We start from the raw sequence: 26,139 nt of genomic DNA, 5'->3' as shown, positions 1-26,139 counted from the left end.
GTCACGCGGTGAGGGGCAGGTCCGTGGCCCGGACCGGCATGGGCAGTTCGGTGCGGCCGGTCAGATAGTGGTCGATAGCCGCGGCCGCGGCGCGGCCCTCGGCGATGGCCCAGACGATCAGCGACTGGCCCCGGCCCGCGTCACCGGCGACGAACACACCGGGCACATCGGTGCCGAAGACGTCGTCCCGGGCCAGTCGGCCGCGGCTGGTGAGCCGCAGTCCGAGCTGCTCGATGATGCCGCTGTCCCGGTCGGGGCCGGTGAACCCCAGGGCGAGCAGCACCAGTTGGGCTGGTATCAACCGTTCCGTACCGGCTATCGGGCGCCGCTCGCCTGGCTCGGTGTCGGCCAGGTGCAGCGCCCGCACCCTCCCCGCGTCGTCGCCCTCGAAGCGCAGGGTGGAGGCGGAGAACACCCGCACGTCCGCCTCGGTCTGCGGTAGCGGAAGCCCGCCGGTGTCCGTCTCGCCGCGCTGCTGGGCGAGCACATGCCCCTCCTCGTGCGCGGGCGAGACCCGGTGCACCCGTGGATAGGTGGGCCAAGGTTCGTCGTCGGAACGGTAGTCGCTCGGCCTGGGATTGATGTCCAACTGGACGACGGAGGCCGCACGCTGCCGCAGTACGGTGCCCAGGCAGTCGGCGCCGGTGTCACCGCCGCCGACGATGACCACGTGCTTGCCCTCGGCGGTGATCGGCGGCTCGGCGAAGTCTCCCTCCCGCACCCGGTTGGCCAGCGGAAGGTACTCCATCGCCTGGTGGACGCCCGCCAAATCCCTTCCCGGCACGGGCAGTTCCCGCCACTCGGTCGCGCCGACCGCGACCAGCACCGCGTCATGGCGTTCCTTCAGCTCGGCGGCGTCGACATCGGCGCCGACGGCCACCTCGGTGCGGAACTTCGTCCCCTCGGCCCGCATCTGGGCTATCCGGCGGTCGAGGTGGTGTTTCTCCATCTTGAACTCGGGGATGCCGTACCGCAGCAGCCCGCCGACCCGGTCGTCGCGCTCGTACACCACGACGGTGTGCCCGGCACGGGTGAGCTGCTGGGCGGCGGCCAGGCCCGCCGGGCCCGAACCGATCACCGCGACGGTCCGGCCGGACAGCCGCTGCGGGGGCAGCGGCTGGACCAGGTCGTGCTCCCAGGCGTGGTCGGCGATCGCCATCTCGATGTTCTTGATCGTCACCGGATCCGCGTTGATCGCCAGCACACAACCGCTCTCACAGGGGGCCGGGCACAGCCGTCCGGTGAACTCGGGGAAGTTGTTGGTGGCGTGCAGCCGCTGGCTCGCCTCGTCCCAGTCGTCCCGGGAGACCAGCATGTTCCACTCCGGGATCAGGTTTCCCAGCGGGCAACTGCTGTGGCAGAACGGAATTCCACAGTCCATGCAGCGGCCCGCCTGCGCGTTGATGATCGGGAGCAGGCTCCGGCCGTCGTAGACCTCTTTCCAGTCCCCGATCCGCTCCTCGACCGGGCGGCGGGCGCAGGTGCGCCGGGGGATGTTCAGGAAGGCTTTGGGATCGGCCATCGCGGCCTCCGCGGTACGGCTTGCGGCGTGGCGCTCCAGGGCGCCTTTCGGCCACGATACGACCGTGCCGTCCCATCCGGCGCGCCAAGCGCGCCTGGCGCGTCAGCGCAGGCTGATCTCGCCGTCGCGGCGGTGAAAGCTTTCCGCGAGGCCGCGGCGCCGAACTCCGCCGCGACGGCGAGTGACCACGTACAAGCGGAGCCGCGGCCCCTGGTCAGGATCGGCCGCAGGGACCTGTCACCGGCGGATGGTGAACGGCAGCTCCTGCGAGGCGAACTGCTGCTCACCGTTGCCCACCGAAAGGCCCGCGTCCGCGTGGCTCACATCGGCGGGGGCCGACTTCGCGACGGACAGGCGCAGCCGGTAGACGGCGGTGGCGCCCGGGGCGAGCGGGGTCCTGCCGGTCGGGTGGAGGGCGGCGGCCATACCCGGGTCGCAACCGTTGGGGACCAGCGGAATCCGGGTCCAGCCACGCCCTGGCTGGTACTCCTTGAGCACCAGGTCCTTCGGCACCAGCGCGTGCTGGTTCCCCTGCCCGTAGGCGAAGTAGCCGGCGTTCAGCGCGGGGTAGGCCCGGTTGGTGGTGTTCTTCACGGTGAGCGTGAGGTCACGCGCCGCACCGCCCCGCACCAGCGTCGTGTCGCGCTGCCAGCCGCTGACCGTCACCGTGGGACGGGTGGCCGTGGCGGTACGGGCCGCCGCCCGGTAGGTGTGGCCATGGCCGTCCTTCACGGAGGCGGCAACCGTGAAGCTGCCGGGACGGTCGAGGTCCTGCACCCGTAGCGCCACGGTGTACGGGTGGCTGGCGCTCGCGGTCGCGCTGACCGGGAAGGTGAAGACACCGTGCTGCGGCGAACTGCCGCCGCCGGGGCTGGTGTCGAGATCGACCCAGCGGTGGCTGCGCGGAACGTACCGCTGCACCTCCAGGGAGTCGGTGCTGAAGCCCCGGCTGCTGACGTCCAGCCGCACCGTGCCCTTGGATACGGGGGTGCGGAGGGTGATGCTGGAGGACGACCACAGGCCGATCGGCGCCTGCCCGGCCAGGCCGTACGAGATCTTCTGCCCGGCGGTGCCGACCGCGGCCGGCGACGGGGCCGCGGAGTCCGCTGCCGCGGTCGCCGCCTCTCGCTGCTCGGCGCCGCAGTTCGGCACGGCCTGCGCACCGCCGACCGTGGTGGCGGCCTGGCCGGTCCCGGCGGTGCCCACCACCAGGGCCAGCCCCGCGGTCAGCGCCATCGCCGATCCGGCGGCCGCTCTGTGTGCCTTACGTGCCGTGCGCTGCTGTGCCACTCTTCGTGTCATCTTGGCTCCCCCCACATTCGGGCTGTGGTTGCGTTCGTACGCCTCTGGAGTCAGGGACTGTTCACCTTGGCGGATGGTTCCCCCGGCGGGGCGGACATCCCACGCGACGCGGAGAAATTACAACCTGATGGACGCTCACCGTATTCGCTGACGCCCGATGTCCGCGGGGAGTTCGAGGCCGAGCACCCGGTCCAGTCGCAGGTAGCTCTCGAACCTGGCGCCGTCCGGAACGCCGGGATCGGACTCCAGGTCCCGTAGCACGGTGAGCGCGGTTGTAGTGTCCAGGTCTTCGTGGAACCCGCTGAAGGCCCGGCGAAGCGCCTCGGTGTGCGGGGGCCGGGAGGGCGCGTCGGCCCAGTCGGCGACCAGCCGCCGCCAGTGCAACAGCAGGGCCTGGGACTCGGTGAGCGCCGCGGGGTCGAGGGCGGCGGGCCGTTGGTGCGGCTGGCCCAGCAGCGCGAGGCGGACGGCGAGCGGCTCGTCGCCGCCCGCGCACGCGTCGACGCCCGGGGCGCGCACCGGGCCGGTGCGGAACCACGGACCGTCGGCCGTGGGCTGCCCGGCGCCCACGTGGACGTCCACCGGGGCGCCGAAGAGCGCCCGCGGATCCAGTGAGTCGGTGTGACCGGCGGGCGGGTGGACGCCGAGCGGACCGGCGTGCCGCGCCCAGGCCTCGGCCCGCTCCTCGGTGAGACCGGGAGCGGCATAGCCGAGCAGCACCTGGGCGCCCTCGGTCTCCGCCGTCCTGGACAGCACGTCGGCCGCCAGCAGCGCCCGCAGATCGTCAAGGCCGGCCGGGCGGTCGCCGGCCGACAGATGGACGCACACCCGCAGCAGGCCACGGCCGGCGGTACGCAGCTCGGCACGCTGCCCGGTTCGGGCGTCGGTGAGGCGCACATCGTCCTCCACTCGTGCCGCGTCAACTGGCGCCGCTCGCACGGCGGTTGGCGTCCCTCAACGCCGCGAGCGCCACATCCAGTGTCGACCCGGCGCTCGCCGTCCGCTACCCCGGCTTCTTCTCACCACGCGGAACAACGAACTGCGCCAGCACGGCGCACCCGCCGCCCAGCCGCGGCCAGGGGACATCCAGGTCCAGCACGGCGATCGCGGAGGTCGGGAACTTCTCCCGTACCCGCTCCAGCGCGTCGCCCTCCGCGGCACCGGCGAGCGCCAGGGTCAGCTCCTGCACTCCGGGCTGGTGTGCGACCAGCAGTACGGTGCGCACCCGCTCGGGCGTCTGGCGTAGTACGCGGAGCAGTTCCGGCGGCTCGGCCGCGTACACCCGGTCGTCGTGGACGACCTCGGGGTCGGCGGCCAGTTCGCCGTGCAGCAGTTCCCAGGTCTCGCGGGTGCGCCGGGCCGGGGAGCAGACCACCAGCTCCGGCGGGCGGCCGGCGGACCGCAGCCAGCGCCCGGCGGCCGGGGCGTCCCGCCCGCCCGCGCCCGGCCAGCGGCCGATCAGGGTCGGCCACCCCCTGCGGCCAGGCGGACTTCGCGTGCCGGAGCACATAGAGGCGCTTCGCGCCGCGCGTCGTCATGCCGCCAGTCTCCCGCGCGGCGCCAGGAGGGCTTCCGCGCGCCGACACCGGCGTGCCCGCCCGCCGCCGGACACCGCCAACACACCGCGCTCGCCGAGCGGTTCACGCCGCGGCGGTGCTGGGCGGCGGCGCCTGCCTCACGCCTCCCCCGGGTGCCAGGGCGGCCACTCCCACGGGTGGTCGTCCCAGTGCACCTTGCTGGGGTCGCTCAGGTCGAGCCCTGGGAACGCCTGGTGCACCCGGGGCTCGAACTCCTCCCGCTCCAGCGGTACCCACCCGCGTCCTTGGAGGTGCACACGCCGGTAGCGGTTGTCGCTCTCGTACGGGGCCACTTCGACCGGGTAGTCCTGGCCGGTCCCGCTCGCGGTGTCCTTCATACCTTCAGGGTGCGGCCATCCCCCGGACGGCGCATCGTGGAGGGAGGTCCGGCCCTGCGAGCACGGAGGTGCACGATGAGCACGATCGAGAAGCAGATCGACGTCGACGTCCCCGCCGAAGTCGCCTGGGACTGTCTGCACAGCGTGGAGAGCTATCCGCAGTTCGTGGACGGTGTACGGGAGGCACGACCAGAGGGCAAACGCAAAGCACATCTCGACTTGGAGACCGGCGCCCGGGTGCGGGAGGTGGACACCGAGATCACCGACCGGGCCAAGGGCGGCGAGAAGGGCAACGTGATGCTCTGGCACACCGCCAAGGGCGAGAGCGCCGACCTCAAGGGCGCCTTCACAGTGCGGGCGATCGACGACCAGCACACCCAGGTCCAGGTGCGGGTGGAGTACGACCCGGAGAGGACCCGGGAGGCCTTCGGCGGTCCCAGGGGCTTCGCGCAGTCCGACGCGATCCAGGAACTGGTCCAGCACGACCTCGAACAGTTCAAGGACCTGGTCGAGGGCAAGCACTGACCGGCCGCCCGCGTGGACATCATCGCCTACGGAGTGCTCGCGGATGAGCGTTCCATGCTGGAGCAGGCCTTCGAGGGCCGGCACAATCTGCGCTGCCTGGAGTTCGTGCTCAACCAGGACACCGTGCCGACGGCCGCCGGGTACGAGGCGGTGATCAGCGGTGTGAACGACCGCCTGAACGCTGACGTGCTCAAGGCACTGGCGCAGGGCGGCACCCGGCTGGTGGCCCAGCGCGCCACCGGCTACAACAACATCGACCTCGACCAGGCGCGCAAGGTCGGACTGACCGTCGCCCGGGTCTCGCAGTACTCCCCGTACGCGGTCGCGGAGTTCGCGTGGGCGCTCGCCCTCGCCGTCAACCGCAAGGTGGTACGGGCAGTCGGGCGGACCCGGGAGTTCGACTTCCGGTTGACCGGCTTGATGGGCCGGGACTTCCACGGCCGTACCGCCGGCGTGCTGGGCACGGGCAGGATCGGAACCGCGTTCGCCGGCATCGCCAACGGCTTCGGCATGCGGCTGCTCGGCTGGGACACCACACAGAACGCGCGGTGCCTGGCGCTCGGCATGGAGTACGTGGAGCGGGAGCGGCTGTTCGCCGAATCCGACCTGGTCAGCCTGCACCTTCCGCTGGTGCCGGAGACGCACCACCTGGTGGGGGCGGAGGCGTTGGGGCGGATGAAGCGCGACGCGATCCTGATCAACACCAGCCGGGGCGGCCTGATCGACGCGGCCGCGCTGGTGGATACGCTGCGCCGGGGCGGTCTCGACGGTGTCGGCCTTGACGTGTACGAGGAGGAGGCCGGGGTCTTCTTCTTCGACCGGTCCCTGGAGGTGATGACCGACGACACCCTGGCCCGGCTGATGAGCTTCCGGAACGTGCTGGTCACCGCCCACCAGGCGTACTTCACCCAGGAGGCCGTCGCCCAGATCGTCGACGCCACCGCGCGCAACGTCGAGGACTACCTGGCCGGACGCACCGGCGAGAACACCCTCACCTCACCGCACGACCACGCATGACCCGGCTGCGGACCGTCATGGCCAGGGACCATCGGCCCCGCCAGCGAGGACCATCCGCCCTTACGCGGACCCCCTCGCGCGGCTTTGCTGAAGGTGCACCGCAGGCCGAGGAACGGTCCGGGCGCCAACGCCACCAAGAGGCTGCCATGCCGGAAAGCCAGCCGTCGTACGACGGCCAGTCAGCGACCTACGTTCGCGAGTGGGCGGTCGGCCGCGTTCTCGTCGTGGAACTGCACGGCGAGGTCGACTTCGTGTCCGCCGGTGCGACGAAGGCCTGCGTGGACCGGCTGACGGCCCGGCGGCGCCCGCTGCTGCTGATGGACCTGCGTCCGGTGACCTTCATCGACTGCGCCGGTCTCGGGGTGCTGTGCCGGGCGCGGCGCCGGGTGCGGGCCCGCGGCGGCCGACTGGGGCTGGTCATCGACGATCCGCGGGTGCTGCGCACTCTGTCCCTCGCGGGGCTGTCCAGGGCGTTCGAGGTGCACGGCGGGCTGGAGGAGGCGCTCGTCGCGCACGGTGCCGCCGTCGCCGGACACCGCGTTCCCGCACTGCGCCGGGCCGTGCAGCCGGGATGACCGATGGCCGCTGACCCGAACGTCATCGTGGGCATCGACGCGTCGCCCGGCGCGGAGGCGGCCCTGGACTGGGCGGCCGACGTCGCGGTCGCCCGCCATGACCAACTGCGTATCTGCCACGCCTGGCGGGTGGCCGTCCATCCGCTGCTGGACGCCGACCGCGGCCATCTGGTGGAAGCTGCCCGCGAGGCCGCGGAGGAACTGGTGAGGCGGGCTGAGCGGCGGGTACGCGAACGCCACCCGGAACTCGACGTGAGCACCGAACTGCTCCCCGGCGAACCGGCGGTCAACCTGATGAGCATGGCGGAGGGCGCCGACCTGCTGGTGGTGGGGGCGCGTGGGCTGAACCGTTTCACGGCGCTGCTGCTGGGATCGGTCAGCGAGACGCTGGCGGCACACTCGACCTGCCCGCTGGCGGTGGTGCGCACCACCGCCTCCGGAGAGGGGCCGCTGGTGGTGGGCGTGGCGCCGGACGAGCCACAAGAGCCGGTGGAGTTCGCCTTCGCGGAGGCCGAACGGCGGGGCGTCCCGGTGCGGGCGGTGCGCGGCTGGCTGTACCCGCAGACGTTGCCCGGCCATGTGGTGGTGCCGGCGGTGGAGGCCGTGGAAATCGATCGAGCCGAGCGCAAGGAAGTGACCGCCCTACTGGCCCCGGTACGCGAGCGCTTCCCCACGGTGGCGGTGCGGATCGAGGTGGGGCTCGCGGAGCCGGAGGCAGCGCTGGTCGACGCCTCCGGGGAGGCGTCGCTGGTCGTGGTGGGGGCGCGTCGGCACCGTGGCCGGTTCGGGCTGCCGCTGGGACCTGTGACGCGACGGGTGCTGCACCATGCGCGGTGCCCGGTGGTGGTCGTGCCGGTGTGACGTCGGTCCGCTCCCCGGCCGTGGAGGGCGACACTGGGAGGAGAGGGCCGTGGACGGCATCGTGGTGCGCGGGTGCGCCCGGCGCACACGTCCTCGGCCGTTGAGGAGATCGCTCCCGTGATCACACGAGTACGCCTGCCGCATCGGCATCTGACACCACCGGTGAAGCCGGGGCCGCCGCAGGACCCGCTGAAGCGGCCGGACACGCCGCCGCCGTCGCCGTGGCGGCGCTGGCTGCTGCCCTTGGTGTTCGCCACCCTGGCGATCATCGTGCTGCTGGCGCGCGCGCCGACCGGTGCGCCGCACACCCAGCTGAGCTACAGCGACTTCGTCAGCAAGGTGGGCGCCAGCCAGGTTCAGTCGGTCGACGTGGACGACAAGGGCGCGGTGGACGGCACCCTGAAGGACGGCACCAAGTTCACCACCCGTATCCCGACCGCGCTGGGCACCGGCCAGCTCCAGCAGCAGTTGCAGTCCCACCATGTGCAGGTCACCGCGACCCAGGGCGGTGGGGGCAACGCACTGCTGTCGGTGCTGCTGGGCTTCCTGCCGTTCCTGCTGCTCATCGGCTTCTTCCTGTGGACCGCGCGGCGCACGGCCAGCTCGCTGACCGGCGGGCTGAGCGCCATCGGCCGGTCCCGCGCGAAGATCATCGAGGCCGAGCGGCCGACCACCCGGTTCGACGACATCGCCGGGTACGGCGGGGTGAAGCAGGAGATCAGCGAGGTGGTCGACTATCTGCGCAACCCCGCCCGCTACGCGGCGGCGGGCGCCAAGGGACCCCGTGGCGTGATCATGGTCGGGCCGCCGGGCACCGGCAAGACGCTGCTGGCCCGGGCGGTCGCCGGGGAGGCGGACGTGCCGTTCCTGTCGGTGACCGGTTCGGCGTTCGTGGAGATGTTCGTCGGTGTGGGCGCCTCCCGGGTGCGCGACCTGTTCGACGACGCGCGCAAGCGGGCGCCGTCGATCATCTTCATCGACGAGATCGACGCCGTCGGCAGCCGACGCAGCGGGGTACGGCTCGGTGGGAACGACGAGCGCGAGCAGACCCTGAACCAGCTCCTCGCCGAGATGGACGGCTTCGACGAGGCCACCGGCATCGTCGTACTGGCCGCCACCAACCGGCCCGAGGCGCTGGACCCCGCGCTGCTGCGCCCGGGCAGGTTCGACCGGCAGGTGACCGTACCGCTGCCCAACCAGTCCGAGCGGGCGGCCATCCTCGCCGTGCACGCCCGCGGCAAGGTGCTCGCCCCCGATGTCGACCTCGACACGGTCGCCCGCGGCACCCCGGGGTTCTCGGGCGCCGACCTGGCGAACCTGATCAACGAGGCGGCCATCAACGCGGTGCGCGCCGAACGCTCCATCATCAGCGCCGAGGACTTGGACGCGGCCCGCGATCGGGTGCTGCTGGGCCGCCGGGAGACCTCCAACGCCCTGCTGCCGGACGAGCGGCGCTCGGTGGCGGTGCACGAGTCCGGGCACGCGCTCGTAGCGGCGCTGTGCGAGCACGCCGACCCGGTCGCCAAGGTGACCATCCTGCCCTCCGGGATGGCGCTGGGCGTCACCGAGCAACTGCCCGAGGCGGAGCGGCACTTGTACAGCGAGGGGTATCTGACGGATCTGCTGGCGGTACGACTCGGCGGCCGGGCCGCGGAGTTGGTGGTCTTCGGCGAGGGCTCCACCGGTGCCGCCAACGACCTGGCCGGCGCCACCCAGATCGCCACCCGCATGGTCCGGGAGTTCGGCCTGTCACCGGAGTTGGGCCCGATCGGCTACGCGTCGTCCAATCCGCAGTACCTCGGCCAGAGCCCCGAGGAGCTGACCCGGCCGCCCTACTCGGAGCAGACCCAGCGCGTGGTGGACGAGGAGGTGGCCCGGCTGCTGCGGCAGGCGGAGCAACGCGCGGTGGGCCTGCTGCGGGACCACCGGGCGGCCCTGGACCAGCTGGCCGAGTTGCTGGTCGCACGGGAGACGGTGGACGGCTCGGCGGTCCTTGAGGTGCTGCGCCAGGAGCAGCGGCCGGGCGACGGTCACCCCTCGGGCGCCGCGGCACGCGCCGCCCGGTCATGAGCCGTCCGCCCAGGAGGCGGTGAGCCGGCCGTCCCGCTCGGTGATCTCGGTACCGAAGGGGGCGCACACCCGGCGGAGCCGGTCACCGATCCAGGCGTGGTCGCCACCGTGGGCCAGCCGTGTGTGGCAGTACTTCAGGGTCAACGGGACGGCCTCCACCCGCCGTACGGTGTCGGCGTCCAGGGTCACCAGGAACAACAGCCCGAGGTCGTTGCGGAGTTGGGGATGGACGGCGTAGTCGTCGATGAAGTCGCCGAGGTCGAAGAGGACTTGGCGGGTGAATCCGTGGAACACATGTGCCGAGTGTCCTACCACCAGGGTGGCACCGGCCGCCGTCAGCTCGGGCGCGGCCCGGCGGACATGGCGCACGGGGTGGCCGACCATGTTCGGCCCCCAGTGCGCGGCGACCAGGGTGATGTCGGTGCGCCGGCGCAGCTCGCGCACCGCCGCGGTGAGCCAGGACGGTACTCCGCCGGTGAGGTCCGCGTAGGCGGTTCCGGGCCGGTCGGGACCGGCGGCGAACTCCTCCGCGTGGTCCACGACGCCCAGCAGCCCGATCCGCAGCCCGCGCACGGTCAGCACGACGGGGGCGCGGGCCTGCTCCTCGGTGGCGCCCGCGCCCACCGCCTGGATACCGGCGGCGGCCAGCAGCTCCCGGGTGTCGGCGAGCGCGGTCGGGCCGAAGTCCAGGGCGTGGTTGTTGGCCAACGACACGGCGTCCACGCCGAGTTCGGACAGCGCCCGCACGGCGCTGGGCGGCGCCCGGAAGTAGAACGGCTTGCCCGTTACGGGGGCGGGTCGGCCGCGGTCGGAGACGCAGCACTCCAGGTTGAGCACGAAGGCGTCCGCCTCCGCCACGGCCTCCCTCAGCTCGGACGCGAACAGTGCCCCCGGCCCGTACCGCGTGAGCCATTCGGCGACCCCTCGGCCGAGCATCGTGTCACCGGCCAGTGCGAGCTTGACTGCCATCACCGTCCATCCTGCTCCTGTCACGGGCGGAGCGCCGGATTCCGGCGATAAATAATCCGAGTAGGCCGACCGAGTGAATAACGGGCGGCGAAGGTATCGGACATTTGGGTGGCGAGCACAATGAGGAGTAACGCGTCTGGCCCATCTATCGAAAGACGTCATGGGTCATCGCACAAAAGAAAGAAACGAGCCCATGGCAACCGTTCATTGCGGGATCCTGCCCCCTTCGGTGCTGGCCGCGGACGCCCACGTGACGGTGGCGTATTACTGGCCGGGGGTGGCGGACTGGCGAACCTGGCAACGCCTTTCCGCCACCCCCACCCCGCGCAGCGACGGAATTCCGATCGAAATCGAGAAAGAGGCCCAGGACTGGGACGTGGTTTCCGGCGACCGGCGCTACGACAGTCTCGTCACCTGGCACAACGCACACTTCAACGCACAGGAATTCCAGGCCGTCATGACCGTGGTGACGCCCTGAGGCAAGAGGTTCACGCCCCGGACGAAGGACAAGGAGTGGCATGAGAGTCCAGGTGCTCTACGACACCGAAGGCAACCTCGTCGCCCTGTCGGGCACGGCCGTCGAGGAAGGCCAGCCCGCCCATCAGCTGCTCGCCACGGACGGCCAGGAGGTGGCCGAGGTCGAGGTACCGGCCGCATACACCGAGTCCACCCTGCCGGCCATCTTCAACCAGCTGCGGGTGGAGATCCACGCCGGGCAGCCCACCCTGGTGGCCAGGAAGCCGCACTAGCCCGGCGGTCACCCGGCGTCCGCCTCCAGGCGGTAACCGGTGATGATCTCCGGGCTGATCCGGATGACATGCGCCGTTCCGGTCTCGGTCCAGGGCGTCAACTTCGTTCGGTAGCGGGACACTTCCGCGCTGTCGCTCACCAGGTGGGCGGTGCCGGTGACGATGACGCTCCATCCGGTGTGCCGCGACGGATCCAACTCGTCGGCCTCGTAGGCGACCACGCCGCGCTCCGCGGTGGGGCTCAGGATGGCGGCGCCGTCGTGCACCAGGAAGACCACCTGGCCGTCGTCCACGATGTGGCTCACCGGGCGGATCGCCGGTAGCGCCTGCTGGGAGAAGACCACCCGCCCCAACGACACACCCGCCAGCAACTCCAGTGCCTCGGCCTCGCTCAGTTCGACCATGCGCGAGGGGGAAGGCCTTTCCTGCGTCATCTGCCACCTCCAGCGTGGTCTCCTGGCCGCGAGCCGACGGTTCCGCTCTCACGCGTGGCGGTGCGTCCACCGCGGTTCGACCTCGGCCCAGGCGCGCTCCCAGGCCCGGGCGCGGTAACGGTCCAGCCCCACCCGGACGACGACCCGACGGCCGCCGACGAGCAGCACGCACACCCCGGCGGCGGCGCAGGCGCCCGCGAGGTCACCCAGCACCTCCGCCTGGTGCGGGGTCATGGGCTGGTGCCGGAGCCGACCCCCGGCGTCGGTCCAGACCACCGTCGTGTCACCGGCCTTGGCGCCCGCGGGCACCTGTGCCATGGCGGTGCGCACCGAGTGGTCGGGGGCCGTCCAGCGCACCAACGCATCGGCGCGCGCGGTGTCCTCGCCGACCGCCACACCGGTCTCGGTGGCCGTCGCGTTCTCCGTGAGTACGGCCGCGGTGCGGTGCCAGCCCTGCTGCTCATGCAGCAACTCGGCGTCGACGTTTCCGGCGAGGACCGCTCCGGCCAGCGGAGCGAGCGCGGTCACCAGCACCGCCGTGGCCACGCCGAGCCATGCCTCCGCGACGTCCGTCCGCCGCATCAGCGGATTGTGCCGCCCCTTCCACAACCTCACCGTGGCGCCCATGGCGCTCACCCGCTCTCCGTTCCGTCACCCGTCCACCGTGGCGCCGTCGTCCCCCCTACTCGTGCGGTACGACGGCGACCGGGCAGGGCGCGTGGTGCAGTACCGCGTGGGCGACCGCCCCGAGCCGCGTGCCCATCGGCGAGCGACGGAAACGTCGTCCGACGACCAGCAGGTCGGCGTCGCGGCCCGCGGCCACCAGGTGTTCGGCGGGCGTTCCGGCGACGGCCTCCTCGCGCACCGTCAGCCGCGGGTACTTCTCCCGCCAGGGCCGCAGCGTCGCGGACAGCTCCTGCCGTTCCTGCTGCTCGGTGGTGTCGGCGGACTCGGCGTCCACCCCACCCGCCGCGTAGTCGTACAGGGCCGGTGCGTGCCAGGCCCGGATGATCCGCAGCGTGGCCATGCGCGCCGCCGCTGCGTCGAAGGCGAAGGCGACCACCGGCTCACAGTGGTGGTCCAGGTCGAGCCCCGCGACGACCTCGTGCCGGGCGTCTCGCGCCGCCCCACCGGGCGGCACCGCTCCGGCACGTACCAGCACGACGGGACGTTCCGAGCGCGCCACCACGCCCAGGGCGACGGAGCCGGTGAGGAAGCCGTGCACCCCACCGAGCCCCCGGGAGCCGAGGACCAGCAGGTCGGAATCGAGCGCCGCCGCCACCAGGGCCTTGACCGGGAGGTTCTCGATCCCTTCCACCGTGACCGGCACCCCCGGGTGCCTGGACTCGATCTCGGCCGCGGCCTCGCTCAGGACGCGGTCCGGCCACGTCTGCCGGGCGCCCGCTTCCTCCTGGGACGGCAGCCACTCCCAGGCGTACACCAGCCGTAGCGGCCGGTCGCGCAGGTGGGCCTCACCGGCCGCCCAGTGCGCGGCGGCGAGGCTTTCCGCGGAACCGTTGATACCGGCGGTGATGGGGCGGGCCACGACGCGCACCTCCGGGTCGCTTACTGGTCGAAACGTCCTTGTCTCCAGCGTCCCTCCGAGGACCGCCTGGGCGGGATGGGCCGGTCGTCCCCCAGCAGACGGCCATTGGCCCCTGCCCGGTGCCGAGGCACCGTGCGCCACGCCTGGCGGCGTCGGCTAACCGCCCTCGCGCAGCGGTACGCGCCAGCTCAGGCGGGTGCCGCCGGTGGGCGGGGTGACGAGGTGCAGGGCACCGCCGCGTTTCGCGGCGCGTTCGGCGAGGTTGGCCAGGCCGCTGCGGCGGGCGCCGTCCGGGATGCCGCGGCCGTCGTCGGTCACCGTGAGCGCCAACTCGCCCTCGGCGACCAGGATCCGGACGTCGGCGGACCGGGCATGCGCGTGCCGCGCCACGTTGGACAGCGCCTCGCCCAGCACCGCCACCGCGTCGTCCGCCACCGGATCCGACACCTCGGTGTCGACCAGGCCCTCCATCCGCAACGCGGGCGTGAACCCCAGCGCCAGCTTCGCGTCCTCGACAACCTGGACGGCGCGCAGCCGCAGTCCTTGCGGGGTGCCCTCCCGGGCCCGCAGCCCGAAGATCGTGGAACGGATGATCTTGATGGTCTCGTCCAGGTCGTCCACCGCGTGCAGCAGCCGTTCCGTCGCCTCCGGGTGGTGGACCAGGCGCACCACGCTCTGCAGCGTCATACCGGTGGCGAACAGCCGTTGGATGGCCAGGTCGTGCAGGTCGCGGGCGATCCGGTCGCGGTCTTCGAGCAGCGCGATCTGCTCGGCGTCCCGGCGCCGCTCGGCCAGTTCCATGGCCAGTGCGGCCTGCCCGGCGAAGGCGAGCAGCGGCGCCGTCTCGGTCCCGGTGAACCCCGGTCGGCCCTCGGCGCGTGCCAGCAGCACCACCCCGCGGGTCTCCCCGGCGGCGGTCATGGGCACCGCCACCGCCGGTCCCAGCCCCTGCCAGCGCGGCGGCCCGGCGCTGGCCCGAGGATCCGTACCGATGTCGAGGCTGGTCACCGGCCCGGCCGCGGCGAACGCGGCGCCGGCGAACGAGCCCTGCCTGGGGAGCACCAGACCGCTGTGGATCTCCGCGTCGGTGCCCACCGCCAGGGCGACCCGTACCTCGTCCCCGCCCTCGACCGGCAGCGTCAGCAACCCCAGGTCCGCGGAGAGGATGCGCCGGGCGTGCTCCACGATCAGCCGCACCACGGGCTCCTCGTCGGCGCCGGACAGCAGGCGGCGGGTGACCTCGGCGGTCGCCTCCATCCACCGCTGGCGGTCCCGGGTCTCCTGGTAGAGCCTGGCGTTCTCCACGGCGATTCCGGCCGCCACCGCCAGCGCCTGGAGCACCGCCTCGTCCTCGACGTCGAACTCCCGTTGGCCGTGCTTCTCGGCGAGGTACAGGTTGCCGAACACCTCGTCGCGCACCCTGATCGGCACCCCGAGGAACGAGTGCATCGGCGGATGGTGCGGCGGAAAGCCGTACGAGGAGGGATGGTCGGACAGTTCGCGCAGCCGCAGCGCCTTGGGATGGCGGATCAGCTCGCCCAGCACGCCGTGACCCTCGGGCAGGTGCCCGATCAGCCGCTGCCGCTCCTCGGAGACGCCCACAGGCACGAACTGGGAGAGCTTCTGGTGCTCGGCGATCACACCCAGCGCACCGTACTCGCAGTCCACCAGTTCGACCGCGGCCTCGACGATGCCCCGCAGCACCTGCGGAAGCTCCAGGCCCCGGCCGACCGACAGCACCGCCTCCAGCAGGTTGTGCACCCGGTCCCGGGTGCCGCGGGCGGCGTCGACCCGCACCTGCAACTCCTCGAGCAGTTCGTCGAGTTGCAGCCGTCGCAGGTGCTCGGCTCCCCTAGCTCCTTCCGTCCCCACCGGCCACCGGTCCCTCCATCGGCTGTGCGATCACGAAAGTCCCCTTATGCGTAAGTACACCCCACGCGCCGACCGGCGGCCATCGGCCGGGCACGGTTCAGGGGGCGGGCCGCCGCAGCAGCAGCTGGACGGCGTCGCTGGTGGCGCGGCGCCTTCTGAAGGTCAGCTCCGGCTCCACGAACCCGGCGGCCACGGCGTCGCTGACCACCTGCTGTGGCGGGACGCCGAGCACGTGCCGGTGCACGGTGATCACCAGCCGACCGCCGGGGCGCAGCACCCGCAGCAGCTCACGGAAGCCCGCCGGGCGGTCCCAGAGCATCACGTTGTTCACCGAGATGACCGCGTCCATCGACGCGTCCTCGCAGTCGGTTCGCTCGGCGCGGCCCGCCCTCACCCGTACGTACTCGGCGGTGACCGGTGCGGCGCAGCGTGCCTGGGCCAGCCGGCGCATGGTCGCCGAGGGGTCCACGCCGACGACCAGCCCGTCCGGCCCCACCGCTTCCGCGGCCAGGGCGAGCCCGACGCCGGGACCGGGCCCCACCACCAGGACGTGTTCCTCGGGGTGGAGTCCGGCTGCCGAGACCGCCCAGCGCTCCTGTCCGGCGTTGCCGCGTGCCATCAGCGCGCCGCCCAGCCGCCCGGCCAGGCCGCGTGGATGCCCGAACACCGCGTCCAGCACGCGCGGCAGTACCGTCACGGTGCTCGGCCCCCGCCGTCCCCCGGCCGCCGGCCCGCCGGTCTCGGTACGTACTCCCGGGGGGCGGGCCGCCGGTGGGCGCCGACGACGTCCTCCTCGATCCGGTGCCGCACCCGGCCGGTCAGCGCGGTCAGTGCCTCGGACAGGGTGGCGTGCGGCGGCTCGGGGTGGTGGATCCGCCGGGCGGCGGGCGGCAGCCCGGCCAGGTCGGCGGCGAACCGCTGCCGTGCGTCGGTCACCGGATACGGCTCGCGGGTGCGCCGGCCGTCCGCCATGGCGGGCAGCAGCAGCGGCTCGCCGTCCGGGGGTGGCGGCTCGTCGCGAAGCGCGATCACGTCGTCGTATCCGGGGCGGCGGAACACCTGCTTGGGTCCCGGCAGCGTCATCTTCGCCGCCGACAGCTTCATCACCGGCTCGCCGCGGTAGGCGACCAGCTTGTACGCGGTGTCCAGGTACGGCGCGTCGGCCGACACCCCGACCCGGGTGCCGACCGCGAAGACGTCGATCGGCGCCCCGGCACCGACCAGGTCGTCCACCGCGTACTCGTCCAGCCCGCCGCTGGCCACGATCCGCACCAGCGGCAGCCCGGCGTCGTCCAGGATCTGCCGGGCGCGCACCGCCAGCGCGGCGAGGTCACCGCTGTCCAGCCGGACCGCGCAGCCCGGACCGCGGCCCAGCTCGCGCAGCACACGGGCGGCGGTGGTCAGGCCCTGCTCGGTGTCGTAGGTGTCGACCAGGAACGTCACCGGGCCCGGATGACTGCGCGCGAAGGCCCGGAACGCGGCCTCCTCACTGGGGAACACCTCCACGTAGGAGTGCGCCATGGTGCCGCTGGCGGCGATCCCGTAGGCGACGGCCGCCGCCACGTTGCTGGTCGCCGCGAAGCCCACCAGCGCGCCCAGCCGGGCCACCTGCATCCCGGCCTGTACGCCGTGGGTGCGCCGCAGCGAGAAGTCCACCAGCGGGCGGCCGTCGGCCGCCAGCACACAGCGGGCCGCCTTGGAGGCGATCATCGTCTGGTGGCTGACCAGGTTGAGCAGGTAGGTCTCCACCAGCTGCGCCTGCGGCAGCGGCGCGGTCACCTCCAGCAGCGGCTCGCCGGCCAGCACGATCCGGCCCTCGGGCACCGCGCGCACCCCGCCGGTGAACTCAAGCCCCAGTAGCGGTTCGAGCTCGGCCGCGGGCCGGTGCAGCACCGCGGCGAACGCCTCGACGTCCTCCCGGGTTACCCGGAACCCGGACAGGTAGTCCAGCGCCGGCTCCAGTCCCGCCGCGACCAGGAAGCCGCGGTCGTCCGGCAGGTCCCGTACGAACAGGTCGAAGGTCGCGGGTTCGGTCATGCCCTCCGCCAGGTACGACAGCGCCATCGTCACCTCGTAGAGGTCCGTGGTACTCGCCGTCGACATCGGTGCCGTCTCCTTCCCGCGACGGTGTGCGGCTCACTTCCCCTCGTGCCTCACGGGGATCTTCGTGGCGCTCGCCGCCCGCTCCGAGACGGGCACCGTGATGGTCAGCACGCCGTCCTTGTAGTCGGCCGTGGCGTTGTCGGGGCGCGCCCCGGGCGGCAGCCGCAGGGACCGCGAGAACGCGCCGTACCGGAACTCGGAGTGCCGTACGTCCTCGGTGCGTTCGGTGCGCTCGGCGCGCAGGGTCAGCATGCCGTTGTCGACCGTGATCTCCACGTCCTTGTCCGGGTCGATACCCGGCAGCTCGGCGCGCACGATGTACGCGTCGTCGGTGGAACGCTCCTCGACGCGGATGCTGTGCAGGCCCGGCGGGTGGAGTCCGGGCAGGCCGGTCTCGAACCAGTCGAACACGTCCTGTAGCGCGAATGGCCGCTTCTGGCGCCGCTCTACCACGTGGTTCATCGCCTACTCCCTTCCCATTGCTCCCATTGCCGAAGGCTCCCCCGCTATCCAGCGTCGCGCCCGCACGGTCCGGACGCACACGGGGCCGGTGCTCATTCCCCGGTTGGCAGCGCGACCACCCGCTCGGTGCCCGGGGCGATGTTCCAGGCCCGGTCGGCGAGCGCGAAGCGCACCGATGCCTCGTTGGAGACGGGGACGCTGATCAGCAGCTGCCCCGGTTTCATCCGCAGCCCGATGCCCCACTGACCGCGGTAGCGCAGGGTGAGGTCGAACTCGGAGAGTTCCGGCAGCGGCGCCGGGTCCAGCCACAGGGTGTCGTCGCGGGTCTCCAGACCGGTCAGGCCGCGCTGTACGAGGTCGAGCGTCCCGCCCATGGCGCCGAGGTGGATGCCCTCGGCGGTGGTGCCGCCCTGGAGGTCGGCCACGTCGCTGGTGAGGGCCTCCTGGCAGTACTTCCACGCATCGGCGTGCCGGGCCCGGGCCAGCACCCAGCCGTGCACCAGACCGCTGAGCGTGGATCCGTGGCTGGTGCGCCGTAGGTAGTAGTCGACGGTGGCCCGCCACAGCGCGTCGTCCACCGCGTAACCCAGGCGCTGGAAGACGGCCGACAGCTCGGCGGGCGGGAACAGGTAACCGAGCATCAGCACATCGGCCTGCTTGGACGCCTGGTAGCGGTTGACGGTGTCGCCCTCCGCCTCCAGGATCCGGTCCAGGCGGCGGATGTCGCCGTACCGCTCCCGATAGCCGTCCCAGTCCAGCTCGGCCAGGTCGCCGTACCCCTCGAACTGGCTGATGACGCCGCCGTGGAAGGGCACCCGCACCCGCCGGGAGATGTCCTCCCACCCGGCCAGCTCCTCCTCGGCCAGCCCGATCCGTTCGAACAGCTCCTGCCGCGGCGGCGCGGGCAGCACGTCGGCCAGTTCCAGCGCCCGGGCCAGCACCCAGGCGGCGGTCACATTGGTGTACGCGTTGTCGTCCAGCCCGGGAAACGGCGCGCCCGGATAGGCGTCGTGGTACTCGTCGGGGCCGACCACGCCGCGGATCCGGTACCGGAGCGTCGCGGGGTCGTACTCGGCGGCGCTGGCCCAGAAGCGGGCGGTCTGGAACAGCATCTCCGCGCCCCTGGTGTACATGAACTCGGTATCCGCGGTGGCCTGTCCGTACCGCCAGATGTTGTACGCGATGGCCGAGCCGACGTGGTGCTGCAGATGGGAGTGGTCGGGCAGCCAGCGGCCGGAGCGCGGGTTCAGGTGCAGCGTCTGGGTCTCCTCCCGTCCGTCGGAACCGCTCTGCCACGGGTACATCGCGCCCGCCAGACCGGCCTGTCTGGCGGCCCGGCAGGCCCGCGGCAGCCGTCGGTACCGGTAGTCGAGCAGTGCCCGGGACACCTCGGGGAAGTGCAGGTTGAGGTACTGGAGCACGAACAGCTCGTCCCAGAAGACATGTCCCCGGTACGCCTCGCCGTGCAGCCCGCGCGCGGGCACGCCGACGTCGAGTCCCGCGGTGTGCGGGGAGAGCGTCTGGAGCACGTGGAACAGGTGCAGCCGCAGGATGCGGCCGGGCTCCCCCGAGACGTCCAGCTCGGCCCGCCGCCACAGCCGCCGCCAGGCCGCCTCGTGCGTGGCGAGCAGTTCGGTGAAGCCCGGGGCCTGTGACACCTCGTACAGGGCCGCCTCGTCCGGGTCGCTGATCGCCGGGTCCTGCGAGGTGTGCAGCGCCACGACCTTGTCCACCACGACGGGCTGTCCGGGCGCGATCGGCACGGTCAGGTGGTGCGCGGCGGTGCGCTCCCCCAGGCGCACGCACGGCGTGACGGGCAGCGGTGTGTCACCGTCGTCGGCGGTCTGCCAGGCCGCGGTCCGGGCGGCCAGGGCGATGCGGATACCGGAGGTGCGGGTGGCGCAGCGCATCCGCAGGATGTCCGGCCCCTCGGCGGCGGTGCGCACCCGGCCCAGGTGGTGGCCGTTCAGCTCCCGGTAGCGCTCCACCCCGGCGTTGGTGGTGCGGCCGTCGAGCGCGGCCTCGATGTCCAGGTGGCCCGACCAGTCCTCGGCGGTGAAGGTGGTGCGCAGCGCGGCCAGGTGCGGGGCACCCATGTGGACCAACCGCACCTGCTCCACGCCCAGGTGGCGGCGGTCGGCGGGGCGCCCGTCGGTGAAGCGCAGTCGCCGGGTGAGGGTGCCCCGCCGCAGGTCGAGGGTCTGGCGGTAGGTCAGCAGACCGCGGTGGGCGGGGGTGAGCCAGGCTGAGGGGGGCCGGTGGTCGGTCTCCGCGATGCGGTAGCGCAGCGGCAGCCAGTTGGGCAGGTTGACCAGGTCCTCGTTCTCCACCATGCGTCCGGCGACCTGGGAGACCAGACGGTTGTAGCAGCCCGCGACGTAGGTGCCCGGGTAGTGCGCCAGGCCGCCGGTGACCTCGGTGGCGGCGCCCCGGGTGGCGAGGTAGCCGTTGCCCAGGGTGCACAGCGACTCCCGCAGCCGTTCCTCCGCCGGGTCCCAGCCTTCGTACTCCCACGTCCAGTCCTCCGGCATCGCACCCGTCCACCGCCTCTCGCTGCTCGCGGCCGCATCCCTCCAGGGTGGCCGCGAGTGACCTGGACGGCATCCCGTGGTCAGCCGCTCCAGGTCCAGTCGGCGACCTCGGGCAGGTCGGTGCCGTGCTCGCGGATCCACCTGTGGTGCCGGGTGCGGACGTCCGCCATCGCCTGCCGTACGGCGCTCGCGGTCACCGCCAGGCCCGGTACCCGGTCGATGACGTCCATCACCAGCCGGTACCGGTCGAGGTCGTTGCGGACCACCATGTCGAACGGTGTGGTGGTGGTCCCCTCCTCCCGGTAGCCGCGTACGTGCAGTCGGGGATGGACCGCCCGTCGGTAGGCCAGACGGTGGATCAGCCATGGATAGCCGTGGTAGGCGAAGATCACCGGTCGGTCCGGCGGGAACAGCGCGTCGGGCATCCCGTGCGGATGGTCCCGCTCCGGCATCAAGCAGCGCCATGCCCTCCGCGTCCCGGCTCACGTCGGGATACCGCTCGGCGTAACTGCCGTCCAGCCAGGAGCCCGCCAGCACCGCGGGGACCGCCGTGCCCCGGCTCCCATACGCACATCGTGTCCGGCCCGCGCCGCTGGATGAGCCGGTTCAGGTGCGTGTACACGAAGGTGAGCCCCGGCGAGGTGCCCCAGCAGCCGCGGCTTGATGTGCTCCGGGCGCAGCGGCTCGGTCAGCAGCGGGTTCGCCATCAGGTAGATCTGCGCGGCCGCCAGGTAGTTGGCGGCCCGCCAGTGGGCGTCGAGCGCCGTGAGTTCCTCCTCGGTGAGGGAACCGGAAGGGTCCGCCTGCGCGTCGGTCATGACGTCCTCCGAATCGTCGTCGGTACGCGGGATGCGGTCACGCGCCACCTGTGGCACGGCTCAGGCCTGTGGTGTACCCGGTACGCCGGGCCGCGGCCTGCCAGGGCGGCAAGCAGAGCCGAACGGCCCACGCCGAGGCCCCGCGACGGCCGCGGGTACGCTGGCCGCACCCTGTGCGGACGGGATCGGCAGGGTGCGGTACCGAACGTCCACCCGGCGGGAAACGCCGGTGACCTCAAGGGGGCACATATGACTTGCTTCTTCGACTCCGCGCACGCTCCAGGCAGTGTGAGCGTGATGTGGTCGCCGCAGTGGGGAGTGTCCCGCCCCGTGCAGGCGTGCGGCCCGTGCGCGCAGCGGGTGCAGACGACCTCGCCGCCGTACTACCAGCCGCAGGGCGCCCCGTATCCCCAGCAGTCGGGCTATCCCCAGGCCGGTTACCCGCAGGCGGGTTACGCGCAGCCCGGGTACCCCCAGCCCGGCTACCCGCAGCAGCGGCCGGGCCACAGCACCGCCGCCGTGGTGGGCGCGGGCGTGGCGGGCCTGGTCGGCGGCGCGTTGATCGGCGAGATGCTGGAGGACGAGCGGCCGCGCACGGTCATCGAGAACAACTACTACGAGGACACGGACGTCTACGAGGAGGTCGTGGACGACGACGGGGGCTTCTTCTGACAAGGCCGGGGGTTCCACGGTGCCGTAGGCGGCGACCGACGGTGGCGCCGCACGGTACCGCCCGACCCAACGGGCTCCGATCCGCCGTCCGTTGAGCCCGCTCACGCCAGCGGTCTCCTCGGCGCCGGAAAGGCCACCGCGCGCCCCCACTCGATCGGGCGTTCTTCCGGCGAAGGCCCGTCATGGTGACCGCCGTGCCCAATAGCGTCCGGCCATCGCGTGGGGTGAAGCACCCCGATCCGAGTGGGGGGCGCCATGGTCGAAGCCACTTTGCCGGCGGAGTCCGACGACGAACTGGACTTCCAACTCGACGGCGACCAGCGCTGGGAGGCCGGAAAGTCCATCACCACCCGGCAGATGGCGCGCAAGCTGCCGCAACTGGTCCGCCGTTCACTGGCGTTGGCGTGGCGCGCGGACCGGCTCTCGGTGGCCGGGCTGCTGGTCTGCCAGATCCTCTCCGGTCTCTCCCAGGCGTTCGGGCTGCTCGCCACCACCGGCACGATCACGGCGCTGATCTCCTCCGGACGGATCGGTGACCGGCTGTGGGCGGCCTGGCCGTCGCTCACGGTGTTGGCGGCGGCGGCCGGGCTGCGGGCGGTGCTCGGCATCGCGGTCAACTGGCTGTCCGCCCGGCTGGCTCCGCTGATGTCCCAGGAAGCGGAGTTGATGCTGCTGGACGCGGCGGTCAACGTGGAGCTCGCGGCGTACGACAATCCGGGCTTCAACGACCGCAGGGAGGCGGCGGAGCGCGGCGCGCAGGTCTCCCAGGACCTCATCCAGCAGGGCCAGGACCTGCTCTCCGCGACCGCCTCGCTGATCGCAGGGGCGGGAGTGCTCACCGCCCTGCATCCGGTGCTGCTGCCGCTGCTGGTGCTCGCCGGGCTGCCGCAGGGGGTGGCGCAGGTTCGGGCCGCGCGGGTCAGCTACCTGGCGGCGATGGAGATGGTGGGCCACCGCCGGATGCTGTCGGTGCTGCGCTGGCACATGGCGGACACCCACGCCGCAGACCAGATCCGCTCCGGCACCATGGCGCGCTTCCTGCTCGGCAAGTACCGCAGGATCACCGACCGGGTGAACGCCTCGGAGCGCCGCGCCGTCGGCAGGGGTGCCCGTACCGCGCTGCTCGGCGCGGCGGCCGGCGGTCTGGCGTCGGGTCTGGTGTGGGTGGCGCTGACGCTGCTGCTGGGCACCGGACGGATGTCGGTGGCCTCGGCCGGTACCGCGATCTTCGCGCTGCGCACCGTCACCGCGTCGGTGCAGAGCCTGGTGGGCTGCGGCGCCCGGATGTTCCGTACCGGGATGTACGTGGACGACTGGTCGCGGTTCCTGGACGAGGCCGGCGGCTACCGGCTGCGGCGCGGTGCCGCGCTGCCCACGGCGCCGCGCGAGGTGCGGGCGGACAACCTCGTGTACCGGTACGAGGGCGCGGACCGCAACGCGTTGGACGGGGTGACGTTGACGGTGCGTCGGGGAGAGGTGCTGGCTCTGGTCGGGGAGAACGGCTCGGGGAAGACCACCCTGTCCAAGCTGCTCACCAGGCTCTACCTGCCCACGTCCGGCATGGTGCGGTGGGACGGGGTGGACACCCGGGAGGTGGATCCGCTGGCGGCCTGGGAGCGGGTCGCGGTGGTGCCGCAGGAGTACGCGCGCTGGCCGCTGTCCGCCCGGCAGAACATCACCCTCGGCCAGCCGGCGCCGTTGGGCGACTCCGCGGTGTGGCAGGCGTGCGAGGCCAGCGGCGCCCATGAGGTGGTGCGCGGGCTGCGCTCCGGGCTGCGCACCCTGCTGGCCCGCGAGTGGCTCGGCGGCGAGGAGTTGTCCGGCGGGCAGTGGCAACGCATCGCGCTGGCCCGGGCGTTCCACCGGCCCGCCGGGCTGCTGGTGATGGACGAGCCGACGGCCGCGCTCGATCCGCGCGCCGAGCACCGGGTGTTCTCCGGGCTGCGCGCCATCGCGGCCGACCGGGCGGTGGTGCTGGTCACCCACCGGCTGACCAATGTGACCATCGCGGACCGCATCGTCGTGCTGGACCACGGCCGGGTCGTCCAGCAGGGCACGTTCGACGAACTGGTCGCGGTTCCGGGCCTGTTCCGGGACCTGTGGTCGCTGCAGAACGACCGCGGTACGGCGTCGGCCACCGTGAACGAGGTGCCCAACGAGGTCTCCTGAGATCCGTCGGGAGGGCCAACAGGACAACGATTCCTCACCATTGCTTCGCCAGTTGTTCACAGGACAACCAATGTCACCGGGCATTCTGACGGACGGCGCGTTACCTGCGGGTAGCCCGGCGTCGGGGCCTCGGGCGCGTACCGCGGCGGACGCGTATGAGTCGTCCCCCACCGACCGTCAGGAGACCGCGGCATGCCCGCTTACAGCAGACGCCAGTTCATCACCGGAGCCTCGGCCGCCGCCGCGGCCCTGGCTTTCGGCGGCGGCCGGTTCGCGTCCGCCGCGACGCTCGATCGCGCCCTGGCCGCCACCGCCACCCGAGCCGTCCGTACCGCGGGCACCACGCTGGAGCAGGTGGCCATCCCGACCGGCAGCGGAGCGTACAAGAGGCTTCAGGCAGGCCCGGGTTGGCCGCTGGTGGTGCGCACCGACCTGGCCGCCGCGGCGTCGACCCGCGATGACCGGCGTACCGCTCTGGCGTCGTTCGTGCAGTTCACCGATCTGCACCTGGTGGACACCGAGTCCCCGGTGCGGTTCGAGTACCTCGCCCGCTACCTCGACAGCGCGTACCGCCCGCACGAGGCGCTGACCGTGCGCGGCGCCGCCTCGCTGGTGGAACGGGTCAACTCGCTGCCTGGCGGCCCCTTCACGGGCGCGCCGTTCTCGCTGGTGATGGCGACCGGTGACAACACGGACAACCACGAGCGGATCGAGCTCGACTGGTACCTGACGGTGATGAGCGGCGGTCAGATCACCCCCAACAGCGGTGACCCCAACCGCTACGAGGGGGTGCAGGACTCGGGCAGCGAGCTGTACTGGAACCCGGAGTCGTCCTTCCAGGACACCTACAAGTCGCATGGCTTCCCGCAGGTGTCCGGCTTCCTGTCCGCCGCGGGCAGCCGGTTCACCGCGCCCGGTCTGCGCACCCCGTGGTACACCACGGTCGGCAACCACGACGACAGCATCGAGGGCTCGCTGCCCGACCTCGGGCTGCTCAACTCCCTCTACACCGGGGACCGCAAGCTCGAAGGGTGCGATGACGCCGACGCGGCCAAGCTGGCCGACGCGCTGCGCAACGACCCGGCGAAGGCGGTGGCGCAACTCGCCCGGCTGCTGGCCGACGGTGGCCCGGTGCGCGAGGTGACGGCCGATGCGCGCCGAATACCGTTCACCCCCAAGGAGTTCGCCCAGGCCCACCTCAACCCGGCCTGCACCGGCCCGGGTCCGGTGGGGCACGGCTTCACCTCGGACGCCGCCGCCAGCGGAAAGCTGTACTACGCGTTCCCGATGTCGGACGGCGTGCTGGGCATCAGCCTGGACACCACCAACCGGGCCGGGTTCGCCGACGGCTCGCTCGGCACCGCGCAGTTGAACTGGCTGGAAGCGGTGCTCAGGCAGCACAGCGACCACTGGTACGACACGGACGGCAACCTGGTGCGCGGCGGCTCGTCCAACCAGCTGGTCGTCGTCTTCAGCCACCACACCAGCGGTTCCATGGGCAACCTGCTACCCGATCCGTACAACCCGTTCGAGGCCCGGCACGACGGCAACGCCCTTGTGGCGCTGTTGCAGCGGTACCCGAACGTGGTGGCCTGGGTGAACGGCCACACCCACCAGAACCAGATCACCGCGCACGGCCACGCGGTGCCGGAGCGGGCGTTCTGGGAGATCAACACCGCCTCCCACATCGACTATCCGCAGCACGCGCGGATCATCGAGATCGCCGACAACGGCGACGGCACCCTGTCGCTGTTCACCACTCTGGTGGAGTCGGCCGCCCGCTACGACACCGACTTCGGCGACACCTCGAACGCCGGACTGGCCGCTTTGTACCGGGAGTTGTCGTACAACGACCCGTACGCCACCCCGGCCGTCAAGCTCGGCACCCCGGCGGACCACAACACCGAACTGCTGCTGGCCAAGCCACGCGGCTGACCGCTCAACTCCCTGACGGGGCCGATCCGTTCACCGGTCGGCCCCGTTCGCTTCGCGATGAAAACAGCGTGCTACCGCCCTGTTAAAAGATC

Annotated in this window: 24 protein-coding genes and 2 pseudogenes; 10 read left to right on the top strand and 16 right to left on the bottom strand. The window is 72.3% G+C overall.

Annotation, left to right across the window (positions count from 1 at the left end):
- Position 1: 1 nt before the first annotated feature.
- The 5 genes from P3G67_RS10145 to P3G67_RS10125 all read right to left on the bottom strand — a co-directional run bounded on the left by P3G67_RS10145 (position 2) and on the right by P3G67_RS10125 (position 4,739).
- Positions 2-1,522, bottom strand: a complete 1,521-nt coding sequence (locus P3G67_RS10145) for a glutamate synthase subunit beta (RefSeq protein WP_276093128.1) — start codon at positions 1,520-1,522, stop codon at positions 2-4.
- A 237-nt stretch (positions 1,523-1,759) separates the two neighbouring features.
- A complete protein-coding gene (locus tag P3G67_RS10140) occupies positions 1,760-2,824 on the bottom strand; it encodes a hypothetical protein (RefSeq protein ID WP_276093127.1) in 1,065 nt (354 codons plus the stop codon).
- Positions 2,825-2,959: 135 nt separating this feature from the next.
- Entirely contained in the window at positions 2,960-3,721 is a 762-nt protein-coding gene (locus tag P3G67_RS10135; RefSeq protein WP_276093126.1) for a hypothetical protein, read from the bottom strand.
- Between the two features lie 106 nt (positions 3,722-3,827).
- Positions 3,828-4,334: a SixA phosphatase family protein gene (locus P3G67_RS10130; RefSeq protein WP_313879925.1), complete on the bottom strand. Its 507-nt coding sequence runs from the start codon at positions 4,332-4,334 to the stop codon at positions 3,828-3,830.
- Between the two features lie 165 nt (positions 4,335-4,499).
- A complete protein-coding gene (locus P3G67_RS10125; protein WP_269858258.1) occupies positions 4,500-4,739 on the bottom strand; it encodes a hypothetical protein in 240 nt (79 codons plus the stop codon).
- Positions 4,740-4,814: 75 nt separating this feature from the next.
- Between P3G67_RS10125 and P3G67_RS10120 the strand changes: the two genes are divergently transcribed.
- From P3G67_RS10120 to ftsH, 5 genes are all read left to right on the top strand, one after another.
- On the top strand, positions 4,815-5,264 hold the full coding sequence (locus P3G67_RS10120) for an SRPBCC family protein (protein ID WP_269858257.1): 450 nt from the start codon (positions 4,815-4,817) through the stop codon (positions 5,262-5,264).
- Between the two features lie 12 nt (positions 5,265-5,276).
- Positions 5,277-6,281, top strand: a complete 1,005-nt coding sequence (locus P3G67_RS10115; protein ID WP_276093125.1) for a 2-hydroxyacid dehydrogenase — start codon at positions 5,277-5,279, stop codon at positions 6,279-6,281.
- Positions 6,282-6,427: 146 nt separating this feature from the next.
- A complete protein-coding gene (locus P3G67_RS10110; protein WP_276093124.1) occupies positions 6,428-6,856 on the top strand; it encodes an STAS domain-containing protein in 429 nt (142 codons plus the stop codon).
- Between the two features lie 3 nt (positions 6,857-6,859).
- The gene (locus P3G67_RS10105) at positions 6,860-7,717 is read left to right on the top strand and encodes a universal stress protein (protein ID WP_276093123.1); all 858 of its coding nucleotides are present in this window, start codon (positions 6,860-6,862) and stop codon (positions 7,715-7,717) included.
- A 117-nt stretch (positions 7,718-7,834) separates the two neighbouring features.
- A complete protein-coding gene (gene ftsH / locus P3G67_RS10100; RefSeq protein WP_269858253.1) occupies positions 7,835-9,787 on the top strand; it encodes an ATP-dependent zinc metalloprotease FtsH in 1,953 nt (650 codons plus the stop codon).
- On the opposite strand, the gene P3G67_RS10095 is transcribed toward ftsH, so the two are convergent.
- On the bottom strand, positions 9,782-10,756 hold the full coding sequence (locus P3G67_RS10095; protein ID WP_276093122.1) for a CapA family protein: 975 nt from the start codon (positions 10,754-10,756) through the stop codon (positions 9,782-9,784). The genes ftsH and P3G67_RS10095 overlap by 6 nt on opposite strands.
- A 193-nt stretch (positions 10,757-10,949) precedes the next feature.
- Here P3G67_RS10095 and P3G67_RS10090 point away from each other — a divergent pair, with 193 nt between their 5' ends.
- Both P3G67_RS10090 and P3G67_RS10085 read left to right on the top strand, forming a co-directional pair.
- Positions 10,950-11,234: a hypothetical protein gene (locus P3G67_RS10090; RefSeq protein ID WP_276093121.1), complete on the top strand. Its 285-nt coding sequence runs from the start codon at positions 10,950-10,952 to the stop codon at positions 11,232-11,234.
- Between the two features lie 40 nt (positions 11,235-11,274).
- On the top strand, positions 11,275-11,505 hold the full coding sequence (locus P3G67_RS10085) for a hypothetical protein (RefSeq protein ID WP_276093120.1): 231 nt from the start codon (positions 11,275-11,277) through the stop codon (positions 11,503-11,505).
- Positions 11,506-11,513: 8 nt separating this feature from the next.
- On the opposite strand, the gene P3G67_RS10080 is transcribed toward P3G67_RS10085, so the two are convergent.
- The 10 genes and pseudogenes from P3G67_RS10080 to P3G67_RS10035 all read right to left on the bottom strand — a co-directional run bounded on the left by P3G67_RS10080 (position 11,514) and on the right by P3G67_RS10035 (position 21,271).
- Positions 11,514-11,939 carry a pyridoxamine 5'-phosphate oxidase family protein gene (locus tag P3G67_RS10080; RefSeq protein WP_276093119.1) on the bottom strand — a complete coding sequence of 142 codons (426 nt, stop codon included), beginning with the start codon at positions 11,937-11,939 and terminating at the stop codon, positions 11,514-11,516.
- Positions 11,940-11,987: 48 nt separating this feature from the next.
- Positions 11,988-12,566, bottom strand: a complete 579-nt coding sequence (locus P3G67_RS10075) for an Rv1733c family protein (protein ID WP_449343249.1) — start codon at positions 12,564-12,566, stop codon at positions 11,988-11,990.
- 55 nt (positions 12,567-12,621) lie between these two features.
- On the bottom strand, positions 12,622-13,485 hold the full coding sequence (locus tag P3G67_RS10070; protein WP_276093117.1) for a universal stress protein: 864 nt from the start codon (positions 13,483-13,485) through the stop codon (positions 12,622-12,624).
- A gap of 156 nt (positions 13,486-13,641) precedes the next feature.
- Positions 13,642-15,357 carry a sensor histidine kinase gene (locus P3G67_RS10065; RefSeq protein ID WP_276093116.1) on the bottom strand — a complete coding sequence of 572 codons (1,716 nt, stop codon included), beginning with the start codon at positions 15,355-15,357 and terminating at the stop codon, positions 13,642-13,644.
- Between the two features lie 97 nt (positions 15,358-15,454).
- Positions 15,455-16,054 carry a class I SAM-dependent methyltransferase gene (locus P3G67_RS10060; RefSeq protein WP_276093115.1) on the bottom strand — a complete coding sequence of 200 codons (600 nt, stop codon included), beginning with the start codon at positions 16,052-16,054 and terminating at the stop codon, positions 15,455-15,457.
- Positions 16,051-17,460 carry a nicotinate phosphoribosyltransferase gene (locus P3G67_RS10055; RefSeq protein ID WP_276093114.1) on the bottom strand — a complete coding sequence of 470 codons (1,410 nt, stop codon included), beginning with the start codon at positions 17,458-17,460 and terminating at the stop codon, positions 16,051-16,053. The genes P3G67_RS10060 and P3G67_RS10055 overlap by 4 nt, the downstream gene beginning before the upstream one ends.
- A 33-nt stretch (positions 17,461-17,493) precedes the next feature.
- Positions 17,494-17,922: an Hsp20/alpha crystallin family protein gene (locus P3G67_RS10050; protein ID WP_276093113.1), complete on the bottom strand. Its 429-nt coding sequence runs from the start codon at positions 17,920-17,922 to the stop codon at positions 17,494-17,496.
- Positions 17,923-18,014: 92 nt separating this feature from the next.
- Complete coding sequence (locus tag P3G67_RS10045) at positions 18,015-20,453, bottom strand: glycoside hydrolase family 65 protein (protein ID WP_276093112.1); 2,439 nt, start codon at positions 20,451-20,453, stop codon at positions 18,015-18,017.
- Positions 20,454-20,533: 80 nt separating this feature from the next.
- Positions 20,534-20,908: pseudogene (locus P3G67_RS10040) on the bottom strand (phosphoketolase family protein); the annotation flags it as partial.
- Positions 20,905-21,271: pseudogene (locus tag P3G67_RS10035) on the bottom strand (phosphoketolase family protein). The pseudogenes P3G67_RS10040 and P3G67_RS10035, both read right to left, overlap by 4 nt.
- Before the next feature lie 249 nt (positions 21,272-21,520).
- Between P3G67_RS10035 and P3G67_RS10030 the strand changes: the two are divergent.
- From P3G67_RS10030 to P3G67_RS10020, 3 genes are all read left to right on the top strand, one after another.
- On the top strand, positions 21,521-21,943 hold the full coding sequence (locus P3G67_RS10030; RefSeq protein WP_276093110.1) for a hypothetical protein: 423 nt from the start codon (positions 21,521-21,523) through the stop codon (positions 21,941-21,943).
- Positions 21,944-22,198: 255 nt separating this feature from the next.
- Positions 22,199-24,112: an ABC transporter ATP-binding protein gene (locus P3G67_RS10025; RefSeq protein WP_276093109.1), complete on the top strand. Its 1,914-nt coding sequence runs from the start codon at positions 22,199-22,201 to the stop codon at positions 24,110-24,112.
- Between the two features lie 192 nt (positions 24,113-24,304).
- Positions 24,305-26,047, top strand: coding sequence for a TIGR03767 family metallophosphoesterase (locus P3G67_RS10020; protein ID WP_276093108.1), 1,743 nt, complete (start codon positions 24,305-24,307; stop codon positions 26,045-26,047).
- The last annotated feature ends 92 nt before the right edge of the window (positions 26,048-26,139 follow it).

Origin of the sequence: Streptomyces silvisoli, assembly GCF_029269905.1 — a bacterium.
GTDB lineage: Bacteria > Actinomycetota > Actinomycetes > Streptomycetales > Streptomycetaceae > Streptantibioticus_A > Streptantibioticus_A silvisoli_A.
The sequence above is the reverse complement of the archived record's forward strand: the minus strand, read 5'-3'. Positions and strand labels throughout refer to the sequence as shown.

What these genes read in the sequence shown, in the direction of transcription:
- P3G67_RS10125 (WP_269858258.1), bottom strand. Translation starts at nt 4,739, where the DNA reads ATGAAGGACACCGCGAGCGGGACCGGCCAGGACTACCCGGTCGAAGTG.
- P3G67_RS10110 (WP_276093124.1), top strand. Translation starts at nt 6,428, where the DNA reads ATGCCGGAAAGCCAGCCGTCGTACGACGGCCAGTCAGCGACCTACGTT.
- P3G67_RS10055 (WP_276093114.1), bottom strand. Translation starts at nt 17,460, where the DNA reads ATGTCGACGGCGAGTACCACGGACCTCTACGAGGTGACGATGGCGCTG.
- P3G67_RS10025 (WP_276093109.1), top strand. Translation starts at nt 22,199, where the DNA reads ATGGTCGAAGCCACTTTGCCGGCGGAGTCCGACGACGAACTGGACTTC.
- P3G67_RS10075 (WP_449343249.1), bottom strand. Translation starts at nt 12,566, where the DNA reads ATGGGCGCCACGGTGAGGTTGTGGAAGGGGCGGCACAATCCGCTGATG.
- P3G67_RS10090 (WP_276093121.1), top strand. Translation starts at nt 10,950, where the DNA reads ATGGCAACCGTTCATTGCGGGATCCTGCCCCCTTCGGTGCTGGCCGCG.
- P3G67_RS10050 (WP_276093113.1), bottom strand. Translation starts at nt 17,922, where the DNA reads ATGAACCACGTGGTAGAGCGGCGCCAGAAGCGGCCATTCGCGCTACAG.
- P3G67_RS10095 (WP_276093122.1), bottom strand. Translation starts at nt 10,756, where the DNA reads ATGGCAGTCAAGCTCGCACTGGCCGGTGACACGATGCTCGGCCGAGGG.
- P3G67_RS10085 (WP_276093120.1), top strand. Translation starts at nt 11,275, where the DNA reads ATGAGAGTCCAGGTGCTCTACGACACCGAAGGCAACCTCGTCGCCCTG.
- P3G67_RS10020 (WP_276093108.1), top strand. Translation starts at nt 24,305, where the DNA reads ATGCCCGCTTACAGCAGACGCCAGTTCATCACCGGAGCCTCGGCCGCC.
- P3G67_RS10030 (WP_276093110.1), top strand. Translation starts at nt 21,521, where the DNA reads ATGACTTGCTTCTTCGACTCCGCGCACGCTCCAGGCAGTGTGAGCGTG.
- P3G67_RS10130 (WP_313879925.1), bottom strand. Translation starts at nt 4,334, where the DNA reads ATGTGCTCCGGCACGCGAAGTCCGCCTGGCCGCAGGGGGTGGCCGACC.
- P3G67_RS10140 (WP_276093127.1), bottom strand. Translation starts at nt 2,824, where the DNA reads ATGACACGAAGAGTGGCACAGCAGCGCACGGCACGTAAGGCACACAGA.
- P3G67_RS10145 (WP_276093128.1), bottom strand. Translation starts at nt 1,522, where the DNA reads ATGGCCGATCCCAAAGCCTTCCTGAACATCCCCCGGCGCACCTGCGCC.
- P3G67_RS10120 (WP_269858257.1), top strand. Translation starts at nt 4,815, where the DNA reads ATGAGCACGATCGAGAAGCAGATCGACGTCGACGTCCCCGCCGAAGTC.
- P3G67_RS10105 (WP_276093123.1), top strand. Translation starts at nt 6,860, where the DNA reads ATGGCCGCTGACCCGAACGTCATCGTGGGCATCGACGCGTCGCCCGGC.
- P3G67_RS10080 (WP_276093119.1), bottom strand. Translation starts at nt 11,939, where the DNA reads ATGACGCAGGAAAGGCCTTCCCCCTCGCGCATGGTCGAACTGAGCGAG.
- P3G67_RS10045 (WP_276093112.1), bottom strand. Translation starts at nt 20,453, where the DNA reads ATGCCGGAGGACTGGACGTGGGAGTACGAAGGCTGGGACCCGGCGGAG.